Origin of the sequence: Streptomyces sp. NBC_00988, assembly GCF_045162645.1 — a bacterium.
In the GTDB taxonomy this organism is placed as follows: Bacteria; Actinomycetota; Actinomycetes; order Streptomycetales; family Streptomycetaceae; genus Streptomyces.
Window position 1 is genome coordinate 9,314,525 of sequence record NZ_CP108730.1, and the last position, 19,060, is coordinate 9,333,584.

Sequence of the window (19,060 nt, forward strand, 5' to 3'; positions counted from 1 at the left end):
CGGTGAGGTATGGGACGACCGGCTCCTCCGCACGGACAGCGCGCCCTCCGCACTGGGGAGGACGGCAGCCCCTTACATCTATCGGGGCGGCTCGGGGGTGATGATCAGGGTGTCCGATGCGTCGGCCGGGGTCCGCTTTGTTATTACGAAACCTTGTTGAACAAGTCACAGGTGTCGGTAGGTGTGCCTGTAGGTGTTGATCCGGAGCCACCTCATCCGCCAGAGTTTCCGCACACCCGCGCACCCGCACACCACATGGAGCGGCCGTCGTGCCCACCCCCACGGGGCACGAAGGCCGCTCTATGGTGTGCGGATGACGACGACCTATGCGGCGCTCCTGCGCGGAATCAACGTGGGCGGCAACAAGAAGCTCCCGATGGCCGAGCTGCGCACGCTCCTCGAAGGCCTCGGACACGCCGACGTCCGCACCTACTTGCAGAGCGGCCAGGCCGTGTTCGTGAGCGGGCACGGCAACGGGGAGTCCCTCGCGGCGGAACTCGCGCAGGCGATCGAGAAGCGGTTCGGCTTCACGGTCGACGTCATCGTCCGCGACCACGCCTACCTCAAGGCGATCGCCGACAACTGCCCTTTCCCGGCGGCCGAGTTGGAGGGCAAGCAACTCCACGTCACGTACTTCTCGGCGCCGGTCACCGAGGACCGCTTCGCGGAAATCGACCGATCCGCGTACCTCCCTGAGGAGTTCCGGCTCGGCGACCGCGCCCTGTACCTCTACGCCCCCGACGGCCTCGGCCGCTCCAAGCTGGCCGCGGAACTCTCCCGGCCGCGGCTGAACAAGGGGCTGATCGCGACGTCCCGCAACTGGAACACCGTGGTCAAACTCGTGGAGATGACCGCCGGTTGACCTGATGCCGTACCCGCTGACCCGGCCCGCACGCGCTGTGCGAGGCTCGTCCCATGCGCTACATCATCATCGGAGCAGGGGCGGTCGGCGGGGCCATCGGTGGCCGGCTGGCCGGGGCGGGATGCGAGGTCGTACTGGTCGCGCGGGGCGCGCAGCGGGCGGCGCTGGCCGAGCGCGGGCTGCGGCTCAAGGTGCCGGACGGAGAGTCGACGTACCGGCTGCCGGTCGTCGAAGGGCCGGCCGAACTGGGCGAGTTGAAGCCCGACGACGTACTCGTGCTCGCCGTCAAGACACAGGACAGCGAGTCCGCGCTCGCGCTCTGGGGCCCGGCACCGGTCGCAGGTGGTGGTACGGCCGCCGAGCGGCTCCCCGTCGTCTGCGCGCAGAACGGGGTGGAGAGCCAACGGCTCGCGCTGCGCCGCTTCCGGCGGGTCTACGGCGTCTGCGTCTGGCTGCCCGCGACCTTCGTCGAGCCGGGTGTGGTTGCCGCCGAGGGCACCCCGCTCACCGGCATCCTGCACCTCGGGCGCTACCCGCACGGCACGGACGAGACCGCCCGGGCGATCGCCGTGGACCTGGAGAAGTCGAGGTTCGAGGCGCCGGTCGTGCCGGACGTGACGCGCTGGCAGTACGCCAAGCTGCTCGGCAATCTCGGCAACGCGATCGAGGCCGTCGTCGAGGTGCGCGGCACCGAGGAGCACCTGGCGTTCTACCGGCGGGTGCGGGCCGAGGGCGCGGCCGTGCTGGATGCGGCCGGTATCGCGTACGCGGGCGCCGAGGAGGAGAAGGAGGCGCGCGGCGACAAGATCCAGCTCGTGGAGATCGACGGCGCCCCGCGCGGCGGCGGCTCCTCCTGGCAGTCGCTGAACCGGGGCACCGGCACCATCGAGGCCGACTACCTCAACGGCGAGATCGCGCTGCTGGGGCGGCTGCACGGCGTACCGACACCGCTCAACGACCTGCTGCAACGGCTCGCGAACAGCTTCGCGCGCGAGCACAGGGCGCCCGGTTCGCTGCCGTTCGACGAGCTGGTCCGCCTCGCCGACGACGCTGTCGCGTTTGTTCAAGAGTCCTGACGGCGCCCTCCCTAGCGTGGAGGGCATGAGCAACCACGACCTGCACCCGTACATGATCGAATGCGCCGCCGAGGCCGCCCGTGTCGCGCGCGGTGTCCGTGCGACCCAGCTCGACGACCCCACGCACTGCCCCGACTGGGACGTCCGCGCGATGGTCAACCACTGGGTCCTCTACACCTCGCACGGCCTGGAGCACCGTGCCCTGCGCGAGCAGCTCTCCGAGGAGCTCACCGGGCGCGACTTCACCGCCGACCCGGACTGGGCACAGGCGTACGCCGCCCAGCTGGACCGGGCCGTCGCCGCCTGGGCCGACCCGGCGGTGTGGGAGGGCGAGGTCGACCTCGGCATGGCTAAGATGCCGGCCGACGAGATCGCCTCGATGATCATCAAGGAGCTGGCGGTCCACGGCTGGGACGTGGCCACGGCCACCGGCCAGCGGTATACCGTCTCGGACGACGCGGCCGGCTTCGTCCTCGCCGTGGTCGAGAAGCATGGCGACCTCTACCGCCAGTACGACGGCTTCGCCGACCCGGTACCCGTACCGGACGACGCCCCCGTCTTCGAACGCGCCCTCGCGTCCAGCGGACGGAACCCGCGGCAGCGGGCCATGAGCAAAGTGGACCAGTGAGGGAGTGCTGTATTGGGCCGAGCGCTCGGCCCGATCGGCGGTTAGCGTTGCCCGTATGAGTCACGACAACCCGGTCCGCGTCGACTTCTACTTCGACCCCGCCTGCCCCTTCGCGTGGATCACCTCCCGCTGGCTGCTGGAGGTCGAGCGCGAGCGCCCGCTCGACCTCCGCTTCCACGCGATGAGCCTCTACCTCCACAACATCGGCAACGAACTCCCCGACTGGTACCGGGAGTTGGTCGACAAGTCCATCGGCCCGGTCCGCGTCGCCGTGGCCGCAGCCGAACAGCGGGGCGACAAGGTCCTGCGGGACCTGTACACGGCCTTCGGTACCCGCATCCACGAGCGGCGCTATGACGACTTCGACGCCGTCGTCGCCGAATCCCTCGCCGAGCTCGGACTCCCGGCCGAACTGGCCGACGCGGCGCTTGACGTGTCGTACGACGACGCCGTGCGCCGCAGCCATGAGGCGGGCGTGGAGGCGGAGTCGGGCGGTTATGTGGGGACGCCGACCCTGCATGTGGACGGCACGGTGTGGTTCGGGCCCGTGCTGCGGGCGATTCCGCGCGGCGCGAAGGCGGCCGAACTCTTCGACAGCTTCCGGGTGTTGGCCACGTGCCCGGACTTCTTCGAGTTGAAGCGGACGCGTACCGGAGGGCTGTCCTTCGACTGAACCAGGGGCCAGTTTCAGTCGCGCAGTGACATAAACGCGGCGCGAGACGCAGTACGGAAAGCGACCCCCGCGACCAGGCTCACGCCGGCGGGGGCCGTGCTGCGGACGGGCCGTCCGGGGTCCGACATCACAGGGGAGTGCCGGACTTCGGGCGGCACGGGCCGCCTAATCTTTTCGCCGGGTCGGTCGTGCGTCGGCTCGGCCCCCGTCCCGGTCTACGCCGGTCACGCGCCCGGATGTTCGGCCCGTCGTCCCCGTCCCGACAGCCGTCCCGCGAGTCGGCCCAGTGCGCCGGGGCGGTTCCAGGCGCGAAACGCTTCGAGTTTGTTGCGGCCCGCGTGGTCGAGCGCCGTCTCGACCGCGCCCTGGTCCGCTGCGGACAGGGCCCGTACGGCCGGTCGCAGCACCTTGGTCAGCAAGGACGTACGGGTCTCGTCCCAGGCGGGATACGTGCCCGGGAACGCGCTCCAGTCGCAGAAGCGGGCGGCGACGTACGTCGGCTCGGTCCGCAGCCGGTCGCCCACCCGCTCGGAACGGGCCGTCCGTTCGTACGCCGCGAGGAGGCGCGGCCCGGCCGAACGGGCCAGTGCGTACAGCTCGTTCTCCGGTGCCGTGCCCGCCAGGAGCCGCGCCGCGAGGGCCTGGAAGGCGCGTTCGGCGACGGCGTCCGGTATCGGGTCGGTGGCGGTACCGGTCATCAGCTCCAGTACCCGGCCGACCCACTCCTCGCCCTCACCGCCGGTGCCCAGCAGGCCGGTGAACTCCAGCAGGAGCAGGGCGGTACGCCGGCCCGGTCCCAGTTCCGTGGTGAAACAGCGCAGAAGATCCGTGGCGAGCGCCGGGATGTCGGGGTCGTTCGGGGGAGCGGCGAGCGCCGCCTCGATCAGCAACTCCCGGGTGCCGGCGGTGCGGTGGGTGTCGGAGCCCAGTTCCGTCAGGAGCAGGGCCGCCTCCCGGCCGGTGGGCAGTTCGGCGCCGGGCCAGGTGAGGCGGAACGCCGTGCGCAGGACTGTCGGGTCGGCGTGCGGCGAGACCCCGGCCGTGCGGAGCAGACCGTGGAACCGGTGGAGCGGATCGTCCGGCCCGGCGGGCGTGACACACATCCGCAGATGCGGGAACCCGGACTGCTGGACGTCGAGCGGCAGCCCCGAACCCTTCAACACCCGTGCCACAGACGCTGGTTCGGCGACGGCGAGCGTGTCGAGCGAACCGAACAGCGCGACCCGCAGCCCGGGATGGGTGTGCACCGCGTCGAGGAGCCCGGGCGGACAGCCCACGGCGGGAGGCTCGCCGCCCGGCGAAGACGCGGCCGAGGCGCCCACCAGCTCCCGCGCCAACCGCTCGGCCAGCTCCGGGAGTTGGTCCTGACAGTCGACGTCGAGGAGGTCGGCGGCGCGCAGCAGCGCGAGGGGCCGTCCGACGGCCGGTTCGTGCGTGTCCGCGATACCGGCCCGCAGGGAGGGCGCGAGATCGCGGGCCAGGTCGTCATGGGCCCGCGCGGTCAGGGACCCGGCGCGCAGCACGGGCACCGGTCCATGGGCGAGGACCGCCGACGCCAGCACACGCGCGGCGAGCGGCGCCGACACCGCGGCCGTCACGCGTCCGTCCAGCCGGGCCAACAGCGCGGCCAGGGCGACCTGTTCGGCCGTGCCGGGCAGGGTCGCCGAGGGGGAGCCCAGGTGCGGCACCGGGCCGCCGCACAGCCCGGCGACCAACGCCGTCAGTCTGTCGTCGGGCAGTGCGTCCACCTGCTCGGCAGCCCAACTCGCCGCCGCCGCACGGGCGTCCGTCCGCAGGTCGATGCCCGCGACGAGGGCGGACACCGCCAACGGGCCCAGATCCTCGGGGTCGTTGTGGAACAGGTCGGGGCGGCCCGCACGCCAGACACGGGCGCACACCTCGGCCCAGGTGTCCGTGACCGGCCCGGACGGCTGCCGGCCCGTGCAGTTGTGCACGCGGTAGCGCTCGTCGTCGGCGACGGGTTCGGAGGACGGCAGCGCGCCGATGAGCTGCCGGCGGGTCTGCCGGGGGTCGTGGGTGTACGTCGTGAAGGTGAGCCGGTGCGCCTGCTCGCGGGGCAGGACCGTGCAGGCGAGCGCGATCCACCGGGCCACGTCGGCGCTGTCGTGCTCCACGACCACGATCTGCCCGGCACCCGGGTCCGCGGCCACCGCCCGCAGATCGGCGAAGAACGCGGCGAGCCGTCCGGCCCGGGACACCGCGAACGGGACCAGCGCCTCCTTGCGCAGCAGCCCGGAAGGTTCGACACGGTCGACGGGGTCGGGCCCGCCGTCCGGGGGAGTCGACTCGGCCCAACGCGGGGACTCCCACGTGGAGATGGGCAGGACACCGTCCGGCAGCCGGGTCCCGGCCGGCAGCAGGACGGCGTGCGTGTGGAAGGAGACAGGGCCCCCGGCCCAGTCCGTGCCGGTGCACACGGAACGGCTCAACAGCCGTCCACCGTCGGCGAGTTCACTGAAGCTGAAGACTGTGGGGAACCACTTGAGCTGCTCGGCGTCGGGCTGTCGCGGGCTGTCGGGCGGCGGCTCGTACCCGAGGAGCCGCTCGGCCTCCCTCAGCACTCCCGGCGGCACCTCCGCGCCGACCGCCGTGAACCGGGGGCCGGGATCCTCGGAGCCGGCCGGCGCCGAGGTGTAATGCAGCTGGGCCAGGACAGGCCCTTCACGATGCCCGAACTCCTGACCCGCCACGTGTACTTGCTCCCCACTAGCCCGCAGAGGAACCATCCCAGCAGATCCCGGAGCCTGGGGTGACCCCTTTCCGGGAAACCGGGCAGGTGGGAACGGTGAAGGCGTTACGCGCCGACGGCCGCGAGCAACGGTGCCCGGGCCGCGTCGTAGCGCTCCAGCAGGACCCGCACCACCTCGGGTGCCGGACCCAGCACGTCGGCGAGCACATCCGCCTCCGCCGCGCCCCGCGCGATGCGGTCGGGCAGGAAGCCGGGCGCGAGGACGTACGGCGCGACCGCGATCCGCCGGCAGCCGAGCGCCCGGAGTTCGCGGACCGCGTCCTCGGTGCGGGGGAGCGCCGCCGAGGCGAACGCGGGGCGCACGGCACGCCAGCCGGTGTGCCACCACTCCCGCGCGAGGTCGTCGATCACCGCGATCGCCTCCGGGTCGGTGGACCCCGCCGAGGCCAGCACGATTCCGGTCGTGGACTTGTCGGCGGGCGTCAACCCGGCCTCGTAGAGCCGCCGTTCGAGCGCGCGCAGCAACAGCGGCGACGGGCCCAGCACCTCCGCCTGCCTGATCCGCAGCCGCGGCGGCGCGTCCCGCAGGACCGCGGGGATGTCCGCCTTCGCGTGGAACGCGCGGGTCAGCAGCAGCGGGAGCGCCACGACGTCCTGCACGCCCTCCGCCGCCAGGGACTCCAACACGCCGTGCACGGAAGGGACGTTGAAGTCCAGGAAGCCGGTCTCCACGCGCAGCCCGGGCCGTCGCGACCGTATCCGCCGCACCAGGGCGTGGACGGTCGCGGCGTGCCGCGGATCGCGGCTGCCGTGGGCGATGACGAGAAGGACCGGCTTCCTGTGCATGGGATCAGCTCAGCTCTTCACCAGCAGACCGCGGCTGCGCAGCACCCACCGCTCCAGCGGGCTGAAGATCAGCAGGTCGATGGCGATACCGACGAACAGGATCAGGATGATGGCCTCGAACACCATGGACATGTCGCTGTTGGTACGGCCGTTCTCCAGCAACTGGCCGAGGCCCACACCCAGGTCCGGGAACTGCGCGATGATCTCCGCCGCCATCAGCGAGCGCCACGAGAACGCCCAGCCCTGCTTCAGGCCCGCCACATAGCCGGGGAGCGCCGCCGGCAGCGTGACGTGCCAGACGCCCTTGACGCCGGTCGCGCCCATCGTGCGGCCCGCGCGCAGGAACAGCGGCGGCACCTGGTCGACGCCGGACACCAGGCCGTTGGCGATCGAGGGGACCGCGCCGAGCAGGATCACCGCGTACATCATCGAGTTGTTCAGGCCCAGCCAGATCACGGCCGGTGGCACCCACGCCACCGACGGCAGCGACTGGAGGCCGGACAGGATCGGGCCGATCGCCGCGCGCACGAACTTCACCCGGGCCACCACCAGCCCCAGCGGCGTGCCGATGAGCAGGGCGAAGAAGAAGCCCAGCAGACCGCGCGAGACGCTGGTCCAGATGTAGCCGAGCAGATCGCCCTTCAGCCAGGCGTCCTTGAACTCGCCGCCCACGGCACTCGGCGAGGGCAGCTTGCTCGGGTCGTCGACGACCGGGGTCAGGATCAACCAGATCACCATGACCACCGCGAGGGCGACGATCGGCGGGAAGATCTTGTTGACGAAGGTCTGCCGGAAGGTCGGCCGGCCCGTGACCTGATTCTCCAGCGCGTCGAGGCCGGCCTCGACGCTCCCGCCGTCCTGGACGGTCGTCGTCTCAGTGCTGGCCATGACGGCGGATCTCCCCACGCAGTACATCGGTGATCTCAAGGGACAGTTCGGCCACGGGCGCGTCCTCGATGCGGCGCGGCTGCGGGATGTCGACCGTCCACTCGCGGGCGATCCGGCCGGGCCGAGAGGACAGCAGGATCACCCGCTGGGCGAGCCGTACCGCCTCGCGCACGTTGTGCGTGACGAACAGGACGGAGAGCCCCGTCTCGCCCCAGATACGGGTCAGTTCGTCGTGCAGGACGTCCCGCGTGATGGCGTCCAGCGCCGCGAACGGCTCGTCCATCAGCAGGATCCGGCTCTCCTGGGCGAGCGCGCGGGCCATGGCGACACGCTGGCGCATACCGCCGGACAGTTCGTGTACACGCTTGCCGTACGAGCCCTGCAGCCGGACCAGTTCGAGCAGTTCCTCGGTCCTGCCGCGCCGCTCGTCCTTCGGAACTCCCCTGAGTTTCAGGGCGAGTTCGATGTTCTTGCCCGCGGTGAGCCAGGGGAACAGGGCGTGCTCCTGGAACATCAGCGCGGGGCGGCCGTCCGTCGTGATGGACCCGGCGGTGGGCCTGTCGAGGCCCGCCACCAGGTTCAGCAGGGTGGACTTGCCGCAGCCCGAGGCCCCCAGGAGGGTGACGAACTCGCCCGGCGCGACATCGATGCTGATGTCGTCCAGGACGAGCTGCTGCCCGCCCGGCGTCGCGAAGGACTTCGAGACATGCGCAAGGCGTGCCGCGTGCTCGACCGACGCGGTGGTCTCCTTGGCGAGAGTCGTGGCCATGGTCGTCACCTCCTGGGAAGTCATCGGGATCCCTCGGTCAGCTCGTGCCGAGGCCGGCGGCGTCGACCGTGCTGTCGCCGTCCGCCTTGAGGACCTTGTTGAGGAGCGTGAGGTCGTAGATGCCCGTCAGATCGGGCTTCTCCAGCAGACCCGCCTTCACCGCGTGCGCCGCCTCGGTGTTGAGGGTGGCGGCCAGCGGGTCGTTGGTGAACTGGATCGAACTCCACGCCGGGTCGAGCACGTTGGCGGGCAGCGCCTTGCCGGAGTCGGCCTCCAGCTGCTTGTTCGCCGCGGCCTTCGCCTCCGCCGGGTTGGCGTTGATCCACTTGTTGGCCGCGACCGAGCCCTTCAGGACCGCCTCGACGACCTTCGGGTGCGCCTTCAGGAACTTCTGCGACACGATGATGTTCGTGATCACGAACTTCTTGTCGGGCCACAGCGTCGACTCGTCGAGCAGCACCTTGCCGCCCTCGGCGACCAGCTTCGACGCGGTCGGCTCCGGCACCCAGGCGCCGTCGATCGAACCGGCCTTGAAGGCGTCCGGGGTGATCTTGTTGTCGGTGCGGACGACGGTCACGTCACCCTTGCCGCTCTGCGCGTCGACCTTCCAGCCCTGGTCCGCGATCCAGTTGAGGAACGCCACGTCCTGCGTGTTGCCGAGCTGAGGCGTCGCGATCTTCTTGCCCTTGACGTCCTTCAGGGACTTGATCTTCTTCGGGTTGACGACCAGCTTCACGCCGCCCGACGCCGAACCGCCGATGATCTTCAGGCTCTTGCCGTCGGACTTGGTGTACCCGTTGATCGCGGGGGAGGGGCCGATCCAACCGATGTCGATGGAGCCCGAGTTGAGCGCCTCGATCTCGGACGGGCCCGCGTTGAAGGTCGCGTAGTCGGCCTTGGTGGCGCCCAATTCCTTCTGGAACAGGCCCTGTTCACGGCCGACCAGTGCGGTTCCGTGGGTCAGGTTGCCGAAGTAGCCGATCTTCACGGAGGCGAGACCGTCGATCTTCGAGGACCCGGCGGCGACCTTCTCCTTGGAGTTGGTGCTCTTGGAGTCCGACCCGTAACCGCAGGCGGCGAGGGTGAGCAGAGGGAGCGCGGCGAACACGGCTATGCCGCGGCGCAGATAAGTCGAGCGGTTGGCAGGCACGGGAGGTGTTCCTCTCGTTGGCCCGGCGGTCACGGTCTCAGGTCGTGGCCGGGAGGTCGGCAGGTCTTCGTTTTCGTCGCGTCCGGGACGGCGGGTGGGGGGACTGGGCGCGCAAGCGGTGCGCGTACGTCAGCACGCACATCGCGCCACCCCGCCCTGCCCGCTGCCGAGGGCGCCGCTGCCGACGCGGCCGCCCTCCTTCGCGAACGTGGAGTAGAAGTCCGTGGAGTTCATGGTCAGAAGTCCCAACCGTCTTCGTCCGACGCGTCCTTGACCGGCTCCGGCGCCGCGAACGACTCGCCGACCATGCCGGCGGTGAGCGTGGTGCCGTCCGCCGGATCGATCAGGATGAACGAGCCCGTACGGCGCGAGTCGGCGTACGAGTCGACCGGCAGCGGCTCCGCGGTGCGGATCTTCACCCGGCCGATGTCGTTGGCGACGAGCTGTCCCGGATGCGGGTGCAGGGACAGGTCGTCGAGCGTGAGCCGGGACGGGATGTCCTTCACGATCGCCTTCACCGTGCGGGTGCCGTGCTTGAGGAGCACCCGGTGGCCCACGGTCAGCGGCGCGTCGGCGACATGGCAGACGGTCGCCTCGATGTCCTGCGTGGTCGCCGGGGCGTCCTTGCTGGGCACGATGAGGTCGCCGCGGGAGACGTCGATGTCGTCCTCCAGCAGGACCGTCACCGACTGCGTGGTCCAGGCGGTCCTGACCGGCTTGCCGAGCAGGTCGATGCCGGAGATCTTCGTGGCGCGCCCGGACGGCAGGACCGTCACGGCGTCACCGACGCGGAACGTACCGGCCGCGATCTGACCCGCGTACCCCCGGTAGTCCGGAAGGTCGGCGCTCTGCGGCCGGATCACGTACTGCACGGGCAGCCGCGCGTGGCAGTGGCTCAGGTCGTGGGCGACCGGCACCGACTCCAGGTGCTCCAGGAAGGTCGGCCCGCCGTACCAGTCCATGTTCGCGGACGGGTCCACCACGTTGTCGCCGGCCAGTGCCGAGATCGGGATCGCGGTGATCTCCGGGACGCCCAACTCGCTGGCGTACGCGGTGAATTCCTCGGCGATCGCGGCGAACACGGTCTCCTTGTACTCGACCAGGTCCATCTTGTTGACCGCGAGCACCACGTGCGGGACCCGCAGCAGCGCGGCGATCGCCGCGTGGCGCCGGGTCTGCTCGACGACACCGTTGCGGGCGTCGACGAGGATCACCGTCAGCTCGGCCGTGGAGGCACCCGTCACCATGTTGCGGGTGTACTGCACGTGACCGGGAGTGTCGGCGAGGATGAACCGGCGCCGGGGCGTGGCGAAGTAGCGGTACGCCACGTCGATCGTGATGCCCTGCTCCCGCTCGGCCCGCAGGCCGTCGGTGAGCAGCGCGAGGTCGGGACCGTCCTGGCCGCGGTCGGCCGACACCCGCTGCACGGCCTCCAGTTGGTCGGTGAGGACCGACTTGGAGTCGTGCAACAGCCGCCCCACCAAAGTGGACTTGCCGTCGTCGACGGAGCCCGCCGTGGCGAACCGCAGCAGCGTGGTGGCCGAGAGCTCCTCGGTCGTGATGGTGCTCATGGTTAGAAGTACCCCTCGCGCTTGCGGTCTTCCATCGCGGCCTCGGACATCTTGTCGTCGGCACGCGTCGCGCCCCGCTCGGTCAGCCGGGAGGCGGCGATCTCGGTGATGACCTGCTCCAGCGTCACCGCGTCGGAGTCGACGGCACCGGTGCACGACATGTCACCGACGGTCCGGTACCGGATGAGCCGCTTCTCCACGGTCTCGTCCGCCTTCGGCCCGCCCCACTCACCGGCGGTCAGCCACATGCCGTCCCGCGCGAACACCTCACGCTCGTGCGCGAAGTAGATCTCGGGCAGCTCGATGCCCTCCCGGGCGATGTACTGCCAGACGTCCAGCTCGGTCCAGTTGGAGAGCGGGAACACGCGGACGTGCTCGCCGGGCGCGTGCCGCCCGTTGTAGAGGTTCCACAGCTCGGGGCGTTGCCGACGCGGGTCCCACTGCGAGAACTCGTCGCGAAGGCTGAACACCCGCTCCTTGGCCCGGGCCTTCTCCTCGTCCCTACGTCCGCCACCGAAGACCGCGTCGAACTTCTCGCTCTGGATTTTCTCCGTCAACGGCACGGTCTGGAGCGGATTCCGCGTCCCGTCGGGGCGTTCGCGCAGCACACCGCGGTCGATGTAGTCCTGTACGGAGGCCACATGGAGGCGCAGCCCATGTGCGGCGACCACACGGTCGCGGTACTCAAGGACTTCGGGGAAGTTGTGTCCGGTGTCCACATGCAGCAGCGAGAACGGCACCGGCGCGGGCGCGAACGCCTTCAACGCCAGATGCAGCATGACGATCGAGTCCTTGCCGCCGGAGAACAGCACCACCGGCCGCTCGAACTCACCCGCCACCTCACGGAAGATGTGCACCGCCTCCGACTCAAGAGCGTCCAGGTGCGAGAGGGCGTACGGCGTGTCCGTACCCTCGTCGGCCGTGGCAACGGTCGTCGTCATGCCAGTCCCCTCTCGGTGAGCAGCGCGTGGAGTGCCGCCGCCGACTCCTGCACGGTCTGGTGCTGCGACTCGATCCGCAGGTCGGGCGACTCGGGCTCCTCGTACGGGTCGTCGACCCCGGTGAGCCCGGTCAGTTCACCGGCGGCCTGCTTGGCGTAGAGACCCTTCACATCGCGTACGGAGCACACGTCGACCGGGGTCGCCACATGCACCTCGACGTAGGCGGCGCCGCTCTCCTGGTGCCGCTTGCGGACGGCCTCGCGGCTGTCGGTGTACGGCGCGATGACCGGGACGAGCGCCAACACGCCGTTGCGGGCGAGCAGTTCGGCGAGGAAGCCGATGCGCTGCACGTTGGTGTGCCGGTCCTCGCGGCTGAAGCCGAGGCCCGCGGAGATGAACTCGCGGATCTCGTCGCCGTCGAGCACCTCGACGAGGTGGCCCTCCTCGCGCAGCCGGCCGGCCAGCTCGTACGCGATGGTGGTCTTGCCGGCACTCGGCAGTCCGGTGAGCCAGACGGTGGCTCCGGTCGTCACGTGCGACTCCTTCTCGGTGATGGTCATTCGTGCAGCCCGCACTCGGTCTTCCCGCGCCCCGCCCAGCGGCCGGCGCGCGCGTCCTCGCCCTCCAGGACCCGGCGGGTGCAGGGCGCGCAGCCGACGGACGCGTAGCCGTCCATCAGCAACGGGTTGGTCAGCACGCCGTGTTCGGCGACGTAGGCGTCCACGTCGTCCTGGGTCCAGCGGGCGATGGGGGAGACCTTGACCTTCTGGCGCTTCTCGTCCCAGCCGACGACCGGGGTGTTCGCCCGGGTCGGGGACTCGTCGCGGCGCAGCCCGGTCGCCCAGGCCGCGTACTTGGTGAGGCCCTGCTCCAGCGGCTGCACCTTGCGGAGCTTGCAGCACAGGTCCGGGTCGCGGTCGTGGAGTCGGGGGCCGTACTCGGCGTCCTGCTCGGCGACGGACTGGCGCGGGGTGAGCGTGATGACGTTGACGTCCATCACGGCCTCGACCGCGTCGCGGGTGCCGATGGTCTCGGGGAAGTGGTAGCCGGTGTCGAGGAACACCACGTCGACACCGGGCATGGCGCGGGAGGCGAGGTGGGCCACCACCGCGTCCTCCATCGAGGAGGTCACACAGAACTGTTTGCCGAAGGTCTTCACCGCCCACTGGAGGATCTCCAGCGCGGAGGCGTCCTCCAGGTCAGGGCCCGCCTGCTCGGCCAGGGCTTTCAAGTCGTCGGTCGGGCGCGCTTTCTGAGTAGTCGTCATATCTCGTCTCCCCCTGCGTCGGTCTGCCGGAGTCCCCGGGCGAGGAGCCCGAGGAACTTCAGCTGAAAGGCCCGATTGCATGCCGCGCATTCCCACGCGCCATGACCCTGCTCGCTGGGACGCAGGTCCTCGTCGCCGCAGTAGGGGCAGTAGAAGGGGGCGGCCCGCTCGCTCACGTGAGGGACTCCTCACTGGCGCGCGTGGCCCAGGCGGCGAAGCGCTCGCCGTCCTCGCGCTCCTGCTGGAACCGGGTGAGGACCCGCTCGACGTAGTCGGGCAGTTCCTCCGAAGTGACCTTCAGGCCACGGACCTTGCGGCCGAAGCCGGCCTCCAGGCCGAGGGCGCCGCCGAGGTGCACCTGGAAGCCCTCGACCTGCTCGCCCTGGTCGTTGAGGACCAACTGGCCCTTGAGACCGATGTCCGCGACCTGGATCCGGGCGCAGGCGTTCGGGCAGCCGTTGATGTTGATGGTGATCGGCTCGTCGAACTCCGGGATGCGGCGCTCCAGTTCGTCGATGAGCGTGATGCCGCGCTGCTTGGTCTCGACGATCGCGAGCTTGCAGTACTCGATGCCGGTGCAGGCCATCGTGCCGCGCCGGAAGGGGGAGGGCTTGGCGGTGAGACCGAGGGCTTCGAGACCCTCGACCAGGGACTCGATCTGGTCCTCCGCCACATCGAGCACGATCATCTTCTGCTCGACCGTGGTGCGCAGCCGGCCCGAGCCGTGCGCCTGGGCCAGTTCGGCGATCTTCGTGAGCGTGGTGCCGTCGACGCGGCCGACGCGCGGGGCGAAGCCGACGTAGAACAGGCCGTCCTGCTGGCGGTGGACGCCGACGTGGTCGCGCCAGCGGGCCACCGGCTGGGCGGGGGCGGGGCCGTCGACGAGCTTGCGCTTGAGGTACTCGTCCTCCAGGACCTGGCGGAACTTCTCCTGGCCCCAGTCGGCGACGAGGAACTTCAGGCGGGCGCGGGTGCGAAGCCGCCGGTAGCCGTAGTCGCGGAAGATGCCGATCACGCCGGCCCAGACGTCCGGGACCTCGTCCAGCGGGACCCAGGCGCCGAGCCGGACGCCGATCTTCGGGTTGGTGGACAGACCGCCGCCGACCCACAGGTCGAAGCCGGGGCCGTGCTCGGGGTGGTTGACGCCGACGAACGCGATGTCGTTGATCTCGTGGGCGACGTCCAGGAGCGGGGAGCCGGAGATCGCGGTCTTGAACTTGCGCGGCAGGTTGGAGAATTCCTTGGTGCCGATGTAGAGGCGGTGGATCTCGTCGATCGCGGAGGAGCCGTCGATGATCTCGTCCTCGGCGATGCCCGCGACCGGGGAGCCGAGGATGGTGCGGGGCGTGTCGCCGCAGGCCTCGGTGGTGGAGAGACCGACCGCCTCCAGGCGGTTCCAGATCTCGGGCACGTCCTCGATGCGGATCCAGTGGTACTGCACGTTCTGCCGGTCGGTGAGGTCGGCCGTGCCGCGCGCGAACTCCTGCGAGATCTCGCCGATCACCCGCAGCTGGTCCGTGGTCAGCCGGCCGCCGTCGATGCGGACGCGCAGCATGAAGTACTTGTCGTCCAGCTCCTCCGGCTCCAGGATCGCGGTCTTGCCGCCGTCGATCCCGGGCTTGCGCTGGGTGTACAGCCCCCACCAGCGCATACGGCCGCGGAGGTCGTTCGGGTCGATCGAGTCGAACCCGCGCTTGGAGTAGATCGTCTCAATGCGTGTCCGCACATTGAGACCGTCGTCGTCCTTCTTGAACTGCTCGTTGCCGTTGAGGGGGGTGAAGTGTCCGGCGGCCCACTGACCCTCACCGCGGTGACGGCTCACCTTGCGGCGGGGCGCTGCGGCTGCAGGGTTCTCGGGGGTGGCGGCCATGGTTCTACGTCCTCCGGGACAGGCGGGTTATCGGCTCTGACCTGCGTGTACGGGCGCATGCGGGCATACGCGCGCGTCTTTGCGCAGTATGAGGCAGATACGGGGAAATCCGGCGGTGCTGCGGCTCGGCTAGCCCGCCGGACAGATGGCGCTGGACATGCGGCCGAGGTCGACGTGCCGCCGACTCACCAAGGCAATTCCAGTTCCGGACATGACGGAAGCGTGTCACGGCGTTCTGGACACAGTCCAGCTTCGTCCGCCATGCGGACACCCTGGTCCCGCTATGTGAGACGAGGGTGTCGTCGGTCACAAGCTGCGCACGCTGTCTTGTCGGCGCAGGTCAGACGCGGTAGGCCCCCGGCCAGGGGCCCGGAGTGGGCGCCTGCGTCACCTCCTCGACCTGCGTGTCGAAGAGCTTGAAGCCCCGGCGCTGGTAGTTGTCCATCGCGTGCACGCCGTCCAGGCTGCAGGTATGCAGCCAGACCCGCTTCGTGGGGGCCCGCCCGGGCCAGCGGTCGGCGAGGTCCCAGGCGCGGGCGGCGCCGTACGCGAGCAGGTGGCCGCCGAGGCGGCGGCCGCGGAAGGCGGGGACCAGGCCGAAGTAGACGATCTCGACGACCCCGTCGTCCTGCGGCTCCAGTTCCACGTACCCGCCGGGCGTGCCCCGGTCGTACACGACCCAGGTCTCCACGCCCGGCCGGTCCAGGTGCTCCTGCCACTGCGCGAACGTCCAGTGCAGCCGGTCGATCCAGAGGATGTCCCCGCCCACGGACGCGTACAGGTAGCGGCTGAACTCGGGGGAGGGCACCTCGGAGCGGGCGATCCGCACGTCCCCCTCCGGCGCGATGGCCGGGAGGAGGTCGCTCGGGTCGGTCTGCTCCAGGGACCAGGTGGTCACCGGGATGTTCGTCATGCCCGTCAGGGAATCATCCGACCTGGGGATCTGTCGATCAGCTGATCAACCGAGCGAGCTGTCGATCGAGTTCAGCGGGAGTGCGAACAGCATCCGCCCGGACACCGACCAGACCTCGCCGGTCTCCTGCCAGTAGGAGAGGGAGTCGGTCTGCGGGCTCCAGCACTGGTGCGTCTCGTCCGCCCCGCACTCGGTGGCCTTGGCGCCATGCTCGTCCTGGCGCCACATCGAGCCCCGGCCGCCGTCCGTCCCGGCCGCGCCGCCCACGTACCAGGCGGACCGGTCCGCGAGCACGGCCCCGGCGCCGTCGACCTTCGTCGCGTACGCCTCGTCGGCCGTCGCGCGCCCCGCCGAGTCGGTGGCGAGCAGCCCCGCGCGCCGGGGATCCCCGCTGAAGGAGTACCGCCACAGCCGCTTGGCCCCGCTCGCGACCAGACTGTCGGGCACCGTGCTCCGGTCCAGGGACAGCCCCACGGGCCGTACGGCCGCTGTGCCACCGGCCAGCCGGTACGACCCGATCGCGGGCAGCACGTACCGGTACCCGGCCGCCGACCAGCCGTCACGCACCCGGCCGACCGCGGAGGCTGTCACCGTGGTGCGCTGGATGCGGTTCATGTCGTATACGTACAGCGCGTCGCGGGTCCCACTCGTGGTCGTGACCAGGAGCTTGTCCTGGTACCAGACCATGCCGGAGATCTTCGAGGCGAGCCCTCGGTAGTCACGCCCGCCGTCCGTCGGAACGGCGAGGAGGGCCCAGGTGTAGGTGAGATGCGCGGTGTCGGCGGCGTTCACGAAGGCGACCTTGGCCAGGCCGCGGGTGTTCGCGCTCCAGCCGGAGAGGATCACGCGGTTCGAGCCCCACCAGCCGTCCTCGTCGGCGTCGCCCGAGGTGGTCACCGAGCGGGGCGTCCAGGCCGGGTCGGCCGCGTCACCGCTGTCCCAGCAGTACGCGCGCGTCGCCGCCGGTTCGACGGGCAGCGCCGACTTCTCGTCGGTCGTGCAGTCCGCGGCATCGCGCAGGGTGTGGTCGGCGCTCTCCAGGACGGCGCCGACACCGACCGGGCGGCCCATCGCCGAGGACAGCCGGTCCAGTGACTGCTGTGGCTCCAGGTGCTCCCGCAGCCGTAACACGCTCAGATCGGAGGCCGAGGTGAGGGGCTTCAGCGCCCCGGGATCGGAACCGACCGTCGCCTGCGACGCGCTGATCATCGTCGCGGCCGCGGTGAGGCCGAGCGCGGCCCCGGTCAGCACGGCGCGCAGCGCCCTGCCCCGCCTGCGCCGGCGATGTCGCCCACGTGCACTCATAGTGTCCTCCCGAGGCGAGCCAACTGCGCCTGGTGATCCGTGCGTTGACCAGGGAGCAGGTGGGGTGGCCCGTACAGGGATGCTACGGCAGTCATGGCCGCCCCATGGGTAAGACCCCGCAAATATGCGGAAGATGCAGCCGGACGCGCCTTTTGCGCCACCTGTCCGCCACACCGCCCTGACCCGCACCTCCGCCTCCGCCACGGCATCCGGCGGGTCCTTCCGTCTCCGCCGCGGCACCTAAACCGACATCTCCGCTACGGCACTTGGGCCGACGTCCGCCCCCTGGTCACTCCGGGTGCCGTCGAGTGCGGCAGCAACTCCCGCGGGTCGCCCGGCAGCAGCACCTCGACCTCGGCGTCCTCACGGAAGCGGTACGGCCGGTGCTCCAGGAACGCCCCGAGATAGCGCCGTACCCGCGACATCTCGGCACGCACCGTCACCGTGCGGCCGGGGTCGCCGAACATGTCCTCGGCCAGGGCGGCGGCGCTGCGGCCGGTGCGGTGCAGGGCCAGGAGGTAGAGCAACTCGGCGTGCCGGGGGCTCAGTTCGTGGGTCCAGGAGCCCGCGCCGCCGTAGACCGTCACCGACCAGCGGCGCGGCAGCGCGAGGTCGAGGACGATCCGGGTGGCGCCCGGCACCGGTTCGTCGGCGGCGCGGACCAACCAGCCCCCGGCCAGCGGCTCCAGGGAGCACAGCCCGAGCGACGGCAGCCAACGGCGGCCCCCGGAGGGCGACTTGGGCAGCTGGATCCGCTTCACGTACGGCATCCCGGTGACCGCGGCCGTCCAGCCGTCCCGGTCCACCACCAGGGCCTGGCCGCCGATGCGGGGCAGGATCGGCGCCGCCACCGCGCGCAGCCGCTCCAGCGAGGTCATGTGCAGCTCGCGCAGCCGGGCCTCGGCGAGTTTGGCCACCGAGTCGACCCAGGCGAGGGTGGCCGGGTGCATGGTCTCCAGCGGGCCGCTGACATCGACGACACCGATCAGCCGGCCGTCCCTGGGGTCCGTGATCGGGGCGCCCGCGCAGGTGAACGTGGCCAGCGCGCGCGAGAGATGCTCGCCGGCGAAGACCTGCACGGGCCGCCGTACGACGGCCGGGGTGCCCACGCCGTTGGTGCCGATGACGTCCTCGCGCCAGTCGGTGCCGATCTCGATGCCGACCTCGTCGGCCTTGCGCAGCACGGCCGCGCTGCCCTCCCGCCACAGCGCGCGGCCCTCGTCGTCGGCGACCAGCACGATGTGGTGGGCGGCGTCCGCGACTGACACCAGACCCTCCCGCAGCACCGGCAGGACGTGCCGCAACGGGCTGGTGCCGCGCCGCCGTTCGACCTCCTCGCGGGACAGCAGCCCGGTCCGCAGGTCGTGGTCGGGGTGGGTCCCGCCGCGTAACGCGCGCTCCCAGGACTCCTCGATCACCGGGCGCGGAGCGGTGCGGGCGCGCTGTCCGAAGGGCGTGGCGTGCCGGGCGTCGCTCAGCATCCGGGCCGTCCGCGCCGCGTCGACGGTGGTGTGCCGCGGCAGTCCGGCCGGCGGGTTCGCCATGGGTCCTTCTCTCCGGTCCCGTATCGACTGCTGTTCTCGTATCTTCG

At 70.8% G+C, this 19,060-nt stretch carries 19 protein-coding genes; 4 read left to right on the forward strand and 15 right to left on the reverse strand.

The features are described 5' to 3' along the window. Window positions 1–313: 313 nt before the first annotated feature. From OG496_RS42190 to OG496_RS42205, 4 genes are read left to right on the forward strand one after another with little or no spacing between them, the layout of a single operon-like run. The gene (locus OG496_RS42190; RefSeq protein ID WP_405974612.1) at window positions 314–862 is read left to right on the forward strand and encodes a DUF1697 domain-containing protein; all 549 of its coding nucleotides are present in this window, start codon (window positions 314–316) and stop codon (window positions 860–862) included. A gap of 53 nt (window positions 863–915) precedes the next feature. After that, the gene (locus OG496_RS42195) at window positions 916–1,938 is read left to right on the forward strand and encodes a ketopantoate reductase family protein (protein WP_405974613.1); all 1,023 of its coding nucleotides are present in this window, start codon (window positions 916–918) and stop codon (window positions 1,936–1,938) included. A gap of 25 nt (window positions 1,939–1,963) precedes the next feature. Continuing rightward, window positions 1,964–2,566, forward strand: a complete 603-nt coding sequence (locus OG496_RS42200; protein ID WP_405974614.1) for a TIGR03086 family metal-binding protein — start codon at window positions 1,964–1,966, stop codon at window positions 2,564–2,566. A 55-nt stretch (window positions 2,567–2,621) separates the two neighbouring features. Next, complete coding sequence (locus tag OG496_RS42205) at window positions 2,622–3,239, forward strand: DsbA family protein (RefSeq protein WP_405974615.1); 618 nt, start codon at window positions 2,622–2,624, stop codon at window positions 3,237–3,239. Between the two features lie 224 nt (window positions 3,240–3,463). Here the strand turns inward: OG496_RS42205 and OG496_RS42210 are convergent, their stop codons facing one another. The 15 genes from OG496_RS42210 to OG496_RS42280 form a co-directional block, all read right to left on the reverse strand. Further along, window positions 3,464–5,950, reverse strand: a complete 2,487-nt coding sequence (locus tag OG496_RS42210; RefSeq protein WP_405974616.1) for a GTPase-associated protein 1-related protein — start codon at window positions 5,948–5,950, stop codon at window positions 3,464–3,466. Between the two features lie 104 nt (window positions 5,951–6,054). Continuing rightward, window positions 6,055–6,795: a sirohydrochlorin chelatase gene (locus OG496_RS42215; RefSeq protein ID WP_366493071.1), complete on the reverse strand. Its 741-nt coding sequence runs from the start codon at window positions 6,793–6,795 to the stop codon at window positions 6,055–6,057. 9 nt (window positions 6,796–6,804) lie between these two features. Next, window positions 6,805–7,683 carry an ABC transporter permease gene (locus OG496_RS42220; protein WP_366493070.1) on the reverse strand — a complete coding sequence of 293 codons (879 nt, stop codon included), beginning with the start codon at window positions 7,681–7,683 and terminating at the stop codon, window positions 6,805–6,807. Beyond that, window positions 7,670–8,452, reverse strand: coding sequence for an ABC transporter ATP-binding protein (locus OG496_RS42225; RefSeq protein ID WP_366493069.1), 783 nt, complete (start codon window positions 8,450–8,452; stop codon window positions 7,670–7,672). The genes OG496_RS42220 and OG496_RS42225 overlap by 14 nt, the downstream gene beginning before the upstream one ends. Before the next feature lie 37 nt (window positions 8,453–8,489). After that, the gene (locus OG496_RS42230) at window positions 8,490–9,602 is read right to left on the reverse strand and encodes an aliphatic sulfonate ABC transporter substrate-binding protein (protein WP_366493068.1); all 1,113 of its coding nucleotides are present in this window, start codon (window positions 9,600–9,602) and stop codon (window positions 8,490–8,492) included. A gap of 236 nt (window positions 9,603–9,838) precedes the next feature. After that, window positions 9,839–11,173, reverse strand: coding sequence for a sulfate adenylyltransferase subunit 1 (locus OG496_RS42235; protein WP_405974617.1), 1,335 nt, complete (start codon window positions 11,171–11,173; stop codon window positions 9,839–9,841). A 2-nt stretch (window positions 11,174–11,175) separates the two neighbouring features. Further along, complete coding sequence (cysD, locus tag OG496_RS42240) at window positions 11,176–12,114, reverse strand: sulfate adenylyltransferase subunit CysD (RefSeq protein ID WP_405974618.1); 939 nt, start codon at window positions 12,112–12,114, stop codon at window positions 11,176–11,178. Next, window positions 12,111–12,674, reverse strand: coding sequence for an adenylyl-sulfate kinase (gene cysC / locus OG496_RS42245; RefSeq protein WP_366493065.1), 564 nt, complete (start codon window positions 12,672–12,674; stop codon window positions 12,111–12,113). Before cysC ends, cysD begins: the two co-directional genes overlap by 4 nt. Further along, entirely contained in the window at window positions 12,671–13,381 is a 711-nt protein-coding gene (locus tag OG496_RS42250; RefSeq protein ID WP_405974619.1) for a phosphoadenylyl-sulfate reductase, read from the reverse strand. The genes cysC and OG496_RS42250 overlap by 4 nt, the downstream gene beginning before the upstream one ends. Further along, window positions 13,378–13,557 carry a hypothetical protein gene (locus OG496_RS42255; protein WP_033281522.1) on the reverse strand — a complete coding sequence of 60 codons (180 nt, stop codon included), beginning with the start codon at window positions 13,555–13,557 and terminating at the stop codon, window positions 13,378–13,380. The genes OG496_RS42250 and OG496_RS42255 overlap by 4 nt, the downstream gene beginning before the upstream one ends. After that, a complete protein-coding gene (locus OG496_RS42260) occupies window positions 13,554–15,251 on the reverse strand; it encodes a nitrite/sulfite reductase (RefSeq protein ID WP_366493063.1) in 1,698 nt (565 codons plus the stop codon). Before OG496_RS42260 ends, OG496_RS42255 begins: the two co-directional genes overlap by 4 nt. Window positions 15,252–15,380: 129 nt before the next feature. After that, window positions 15,381–15,464, reverse strand: a complete 84-nt coding sequence (locus tag OG496_RS42265; RefSeq protein WP_309500612.1) for a putative leader peptide — start codon at window positions 15,462–15,464, stop codon at window positions 15,381–15,383. A gap of 127 nt (window positions 15,465–15,591) precedes the next feature. Beyond that, window positions 15,592–16,164, reverse strand: coding sequence for a GNAT family N-acetyltransferase (locus OG496_RS42270; protein ID WP_405974620.1), 573 nt, complete (start codon window positions 16,162–16,164; stop codon window positions 15,592–15,594). Window positions 16,165–16,209: 45 nt separating this feature from the next. Continuing rightward, on the reverse strand, window positions 16,210–17,469 hold the full coding sequence (locus OG496_RS42275) for a hypothetical protein (RefSeq protein WP_405974621.1): 1,260 nt from the start codon (window positions 17,467–17,469) through the stop codon (window positions 16,210–16,212). A gap of 257 nt (window positions 17,470–17,726) precedes the next feature. After that, the gene (locus tag OG496_RS42280; protein ID WP_405974622.1) at window positions 17,727–19,013 is read right to left on the reverse strand and encodes a GAF domain-containing protein; all 1,287 of its coding nucleotides are present in this window, start codon (window positions 19,011–19,013) and stop codon (window positions 17,727–17,729) included. Window positions 19,014–19,060 lie beyond the last annotated feature (47 nt).

Bases quoted from the DNA above. Each gene is read 5' to 3' on its own strand.
- OG496_RS42190 (WP_405974612.1), top strand. From the start codon at position 314: ATGACGACGACCTATGCGGCGCTCCTGCGCGGAATCAACGTGGGCGGC.
- OG496_RS42195 (WP_405974613.1), top strand. From the start codon at position 916: ATGCGCTACATCATCATCGGAGCAGGGGCGGTCGGCGGGGCCATCGGT.
- OG496_RS42200 (WP_405974614.1), top strand. From the start codon at position 1,964: ATGAGCAACCACGACCTGCACCCGTACATGATCGAATGCGCCGCCGAG.
- OG496_RS42205 (WP_405974615.1), top strand. From the start codon at position 2,622: ATGAGTCACGACAACCCGGTCCGCGTCGACTTCTACTTCGACCCCGCC.
- OG496_RS42215 (WP_366493071.1), bottom strand. From the start codon at position 6,795: ATGCACAGGAAGCCGGTCCTTCTCGTCATCGCCCACGGCAGCCGCGAT.
- OG496_RS42220 (WP_366493070.1), bottom strand. From the start codon at position 7,683: ATGGCCAGCACTGAGACGACGACCGTCCAGGACGGCGGGAGCGTCGAG.
- OG496_RS42225 (WP_366493069.1), bottom strand. From the start codon at position 8,452: ATGGCCACGACTCTCGCCAAGGAGACCACCGCGTCGGTCGAGCACGCG.
- OG496_RS42235 (WP_405974617.1), bottom strand. From the start codon at position 11,173: ATGAGCACCATCACGACCGAGGAGCTCTCGGCCACCACGCTGCTGCGG.
- cysD (WP_405974618.1), bottom strand. From the start codon at position 12,114: ATGACGACGACCGTTGCCACGGCCGACGAGGGTACGGACACGCCGTAC.
- cysC (WP_366493065.1), bottom strand. From the start codon at position 12,674: ATGACCATCACCGAGAAGGAGTCGCACGTGACGACCGGAGCCACCGTC.
- OG496_RS42250 (WP_405974619.1), bottom strand. From the start codon at position 13,381: ATGACGACTACTCAGAAAGCGCGCCCGACCGACGACTTGAAAGCCCTG.
- OG496_RS42260 (WP_366493063.1), bottom strand. From the start codon at position 15,251: ATGGCCGCCACCCCCGAGAACCCTGCAGCCGCAGCGCCCCGCCGCAAG.
- OG496_RS42265 (WP_309500612.1), bottom strand. From the start codon at position 15,464: ATGTCCGGAACTGGAATTGCCTTGGTGAGTCGGCGGCACGTCGACCTC.
- OG496_RS42270 (WP_405974620.1), bottom strand. From the start codon at position 16,164: ATGACGAACATCCCGGTGACCACCTGGTCCCTGGAGCAGACCGACCCG.
- OG496_RS42275 (WP_405974621.1), bottom strand. From the start codon at position 17,469: ATGAGTGCACGTGGGCGACATCGCCGGCGCAGGCGGGGCAGGGCGCTG.
- OG496_RS42280 (WP_405974622.1), bottom strand. From the start codon at position 19,013: ATGGCGAACCCGCCGGCCGGACTGCCGCGGCACACCACCGTCGACGCG.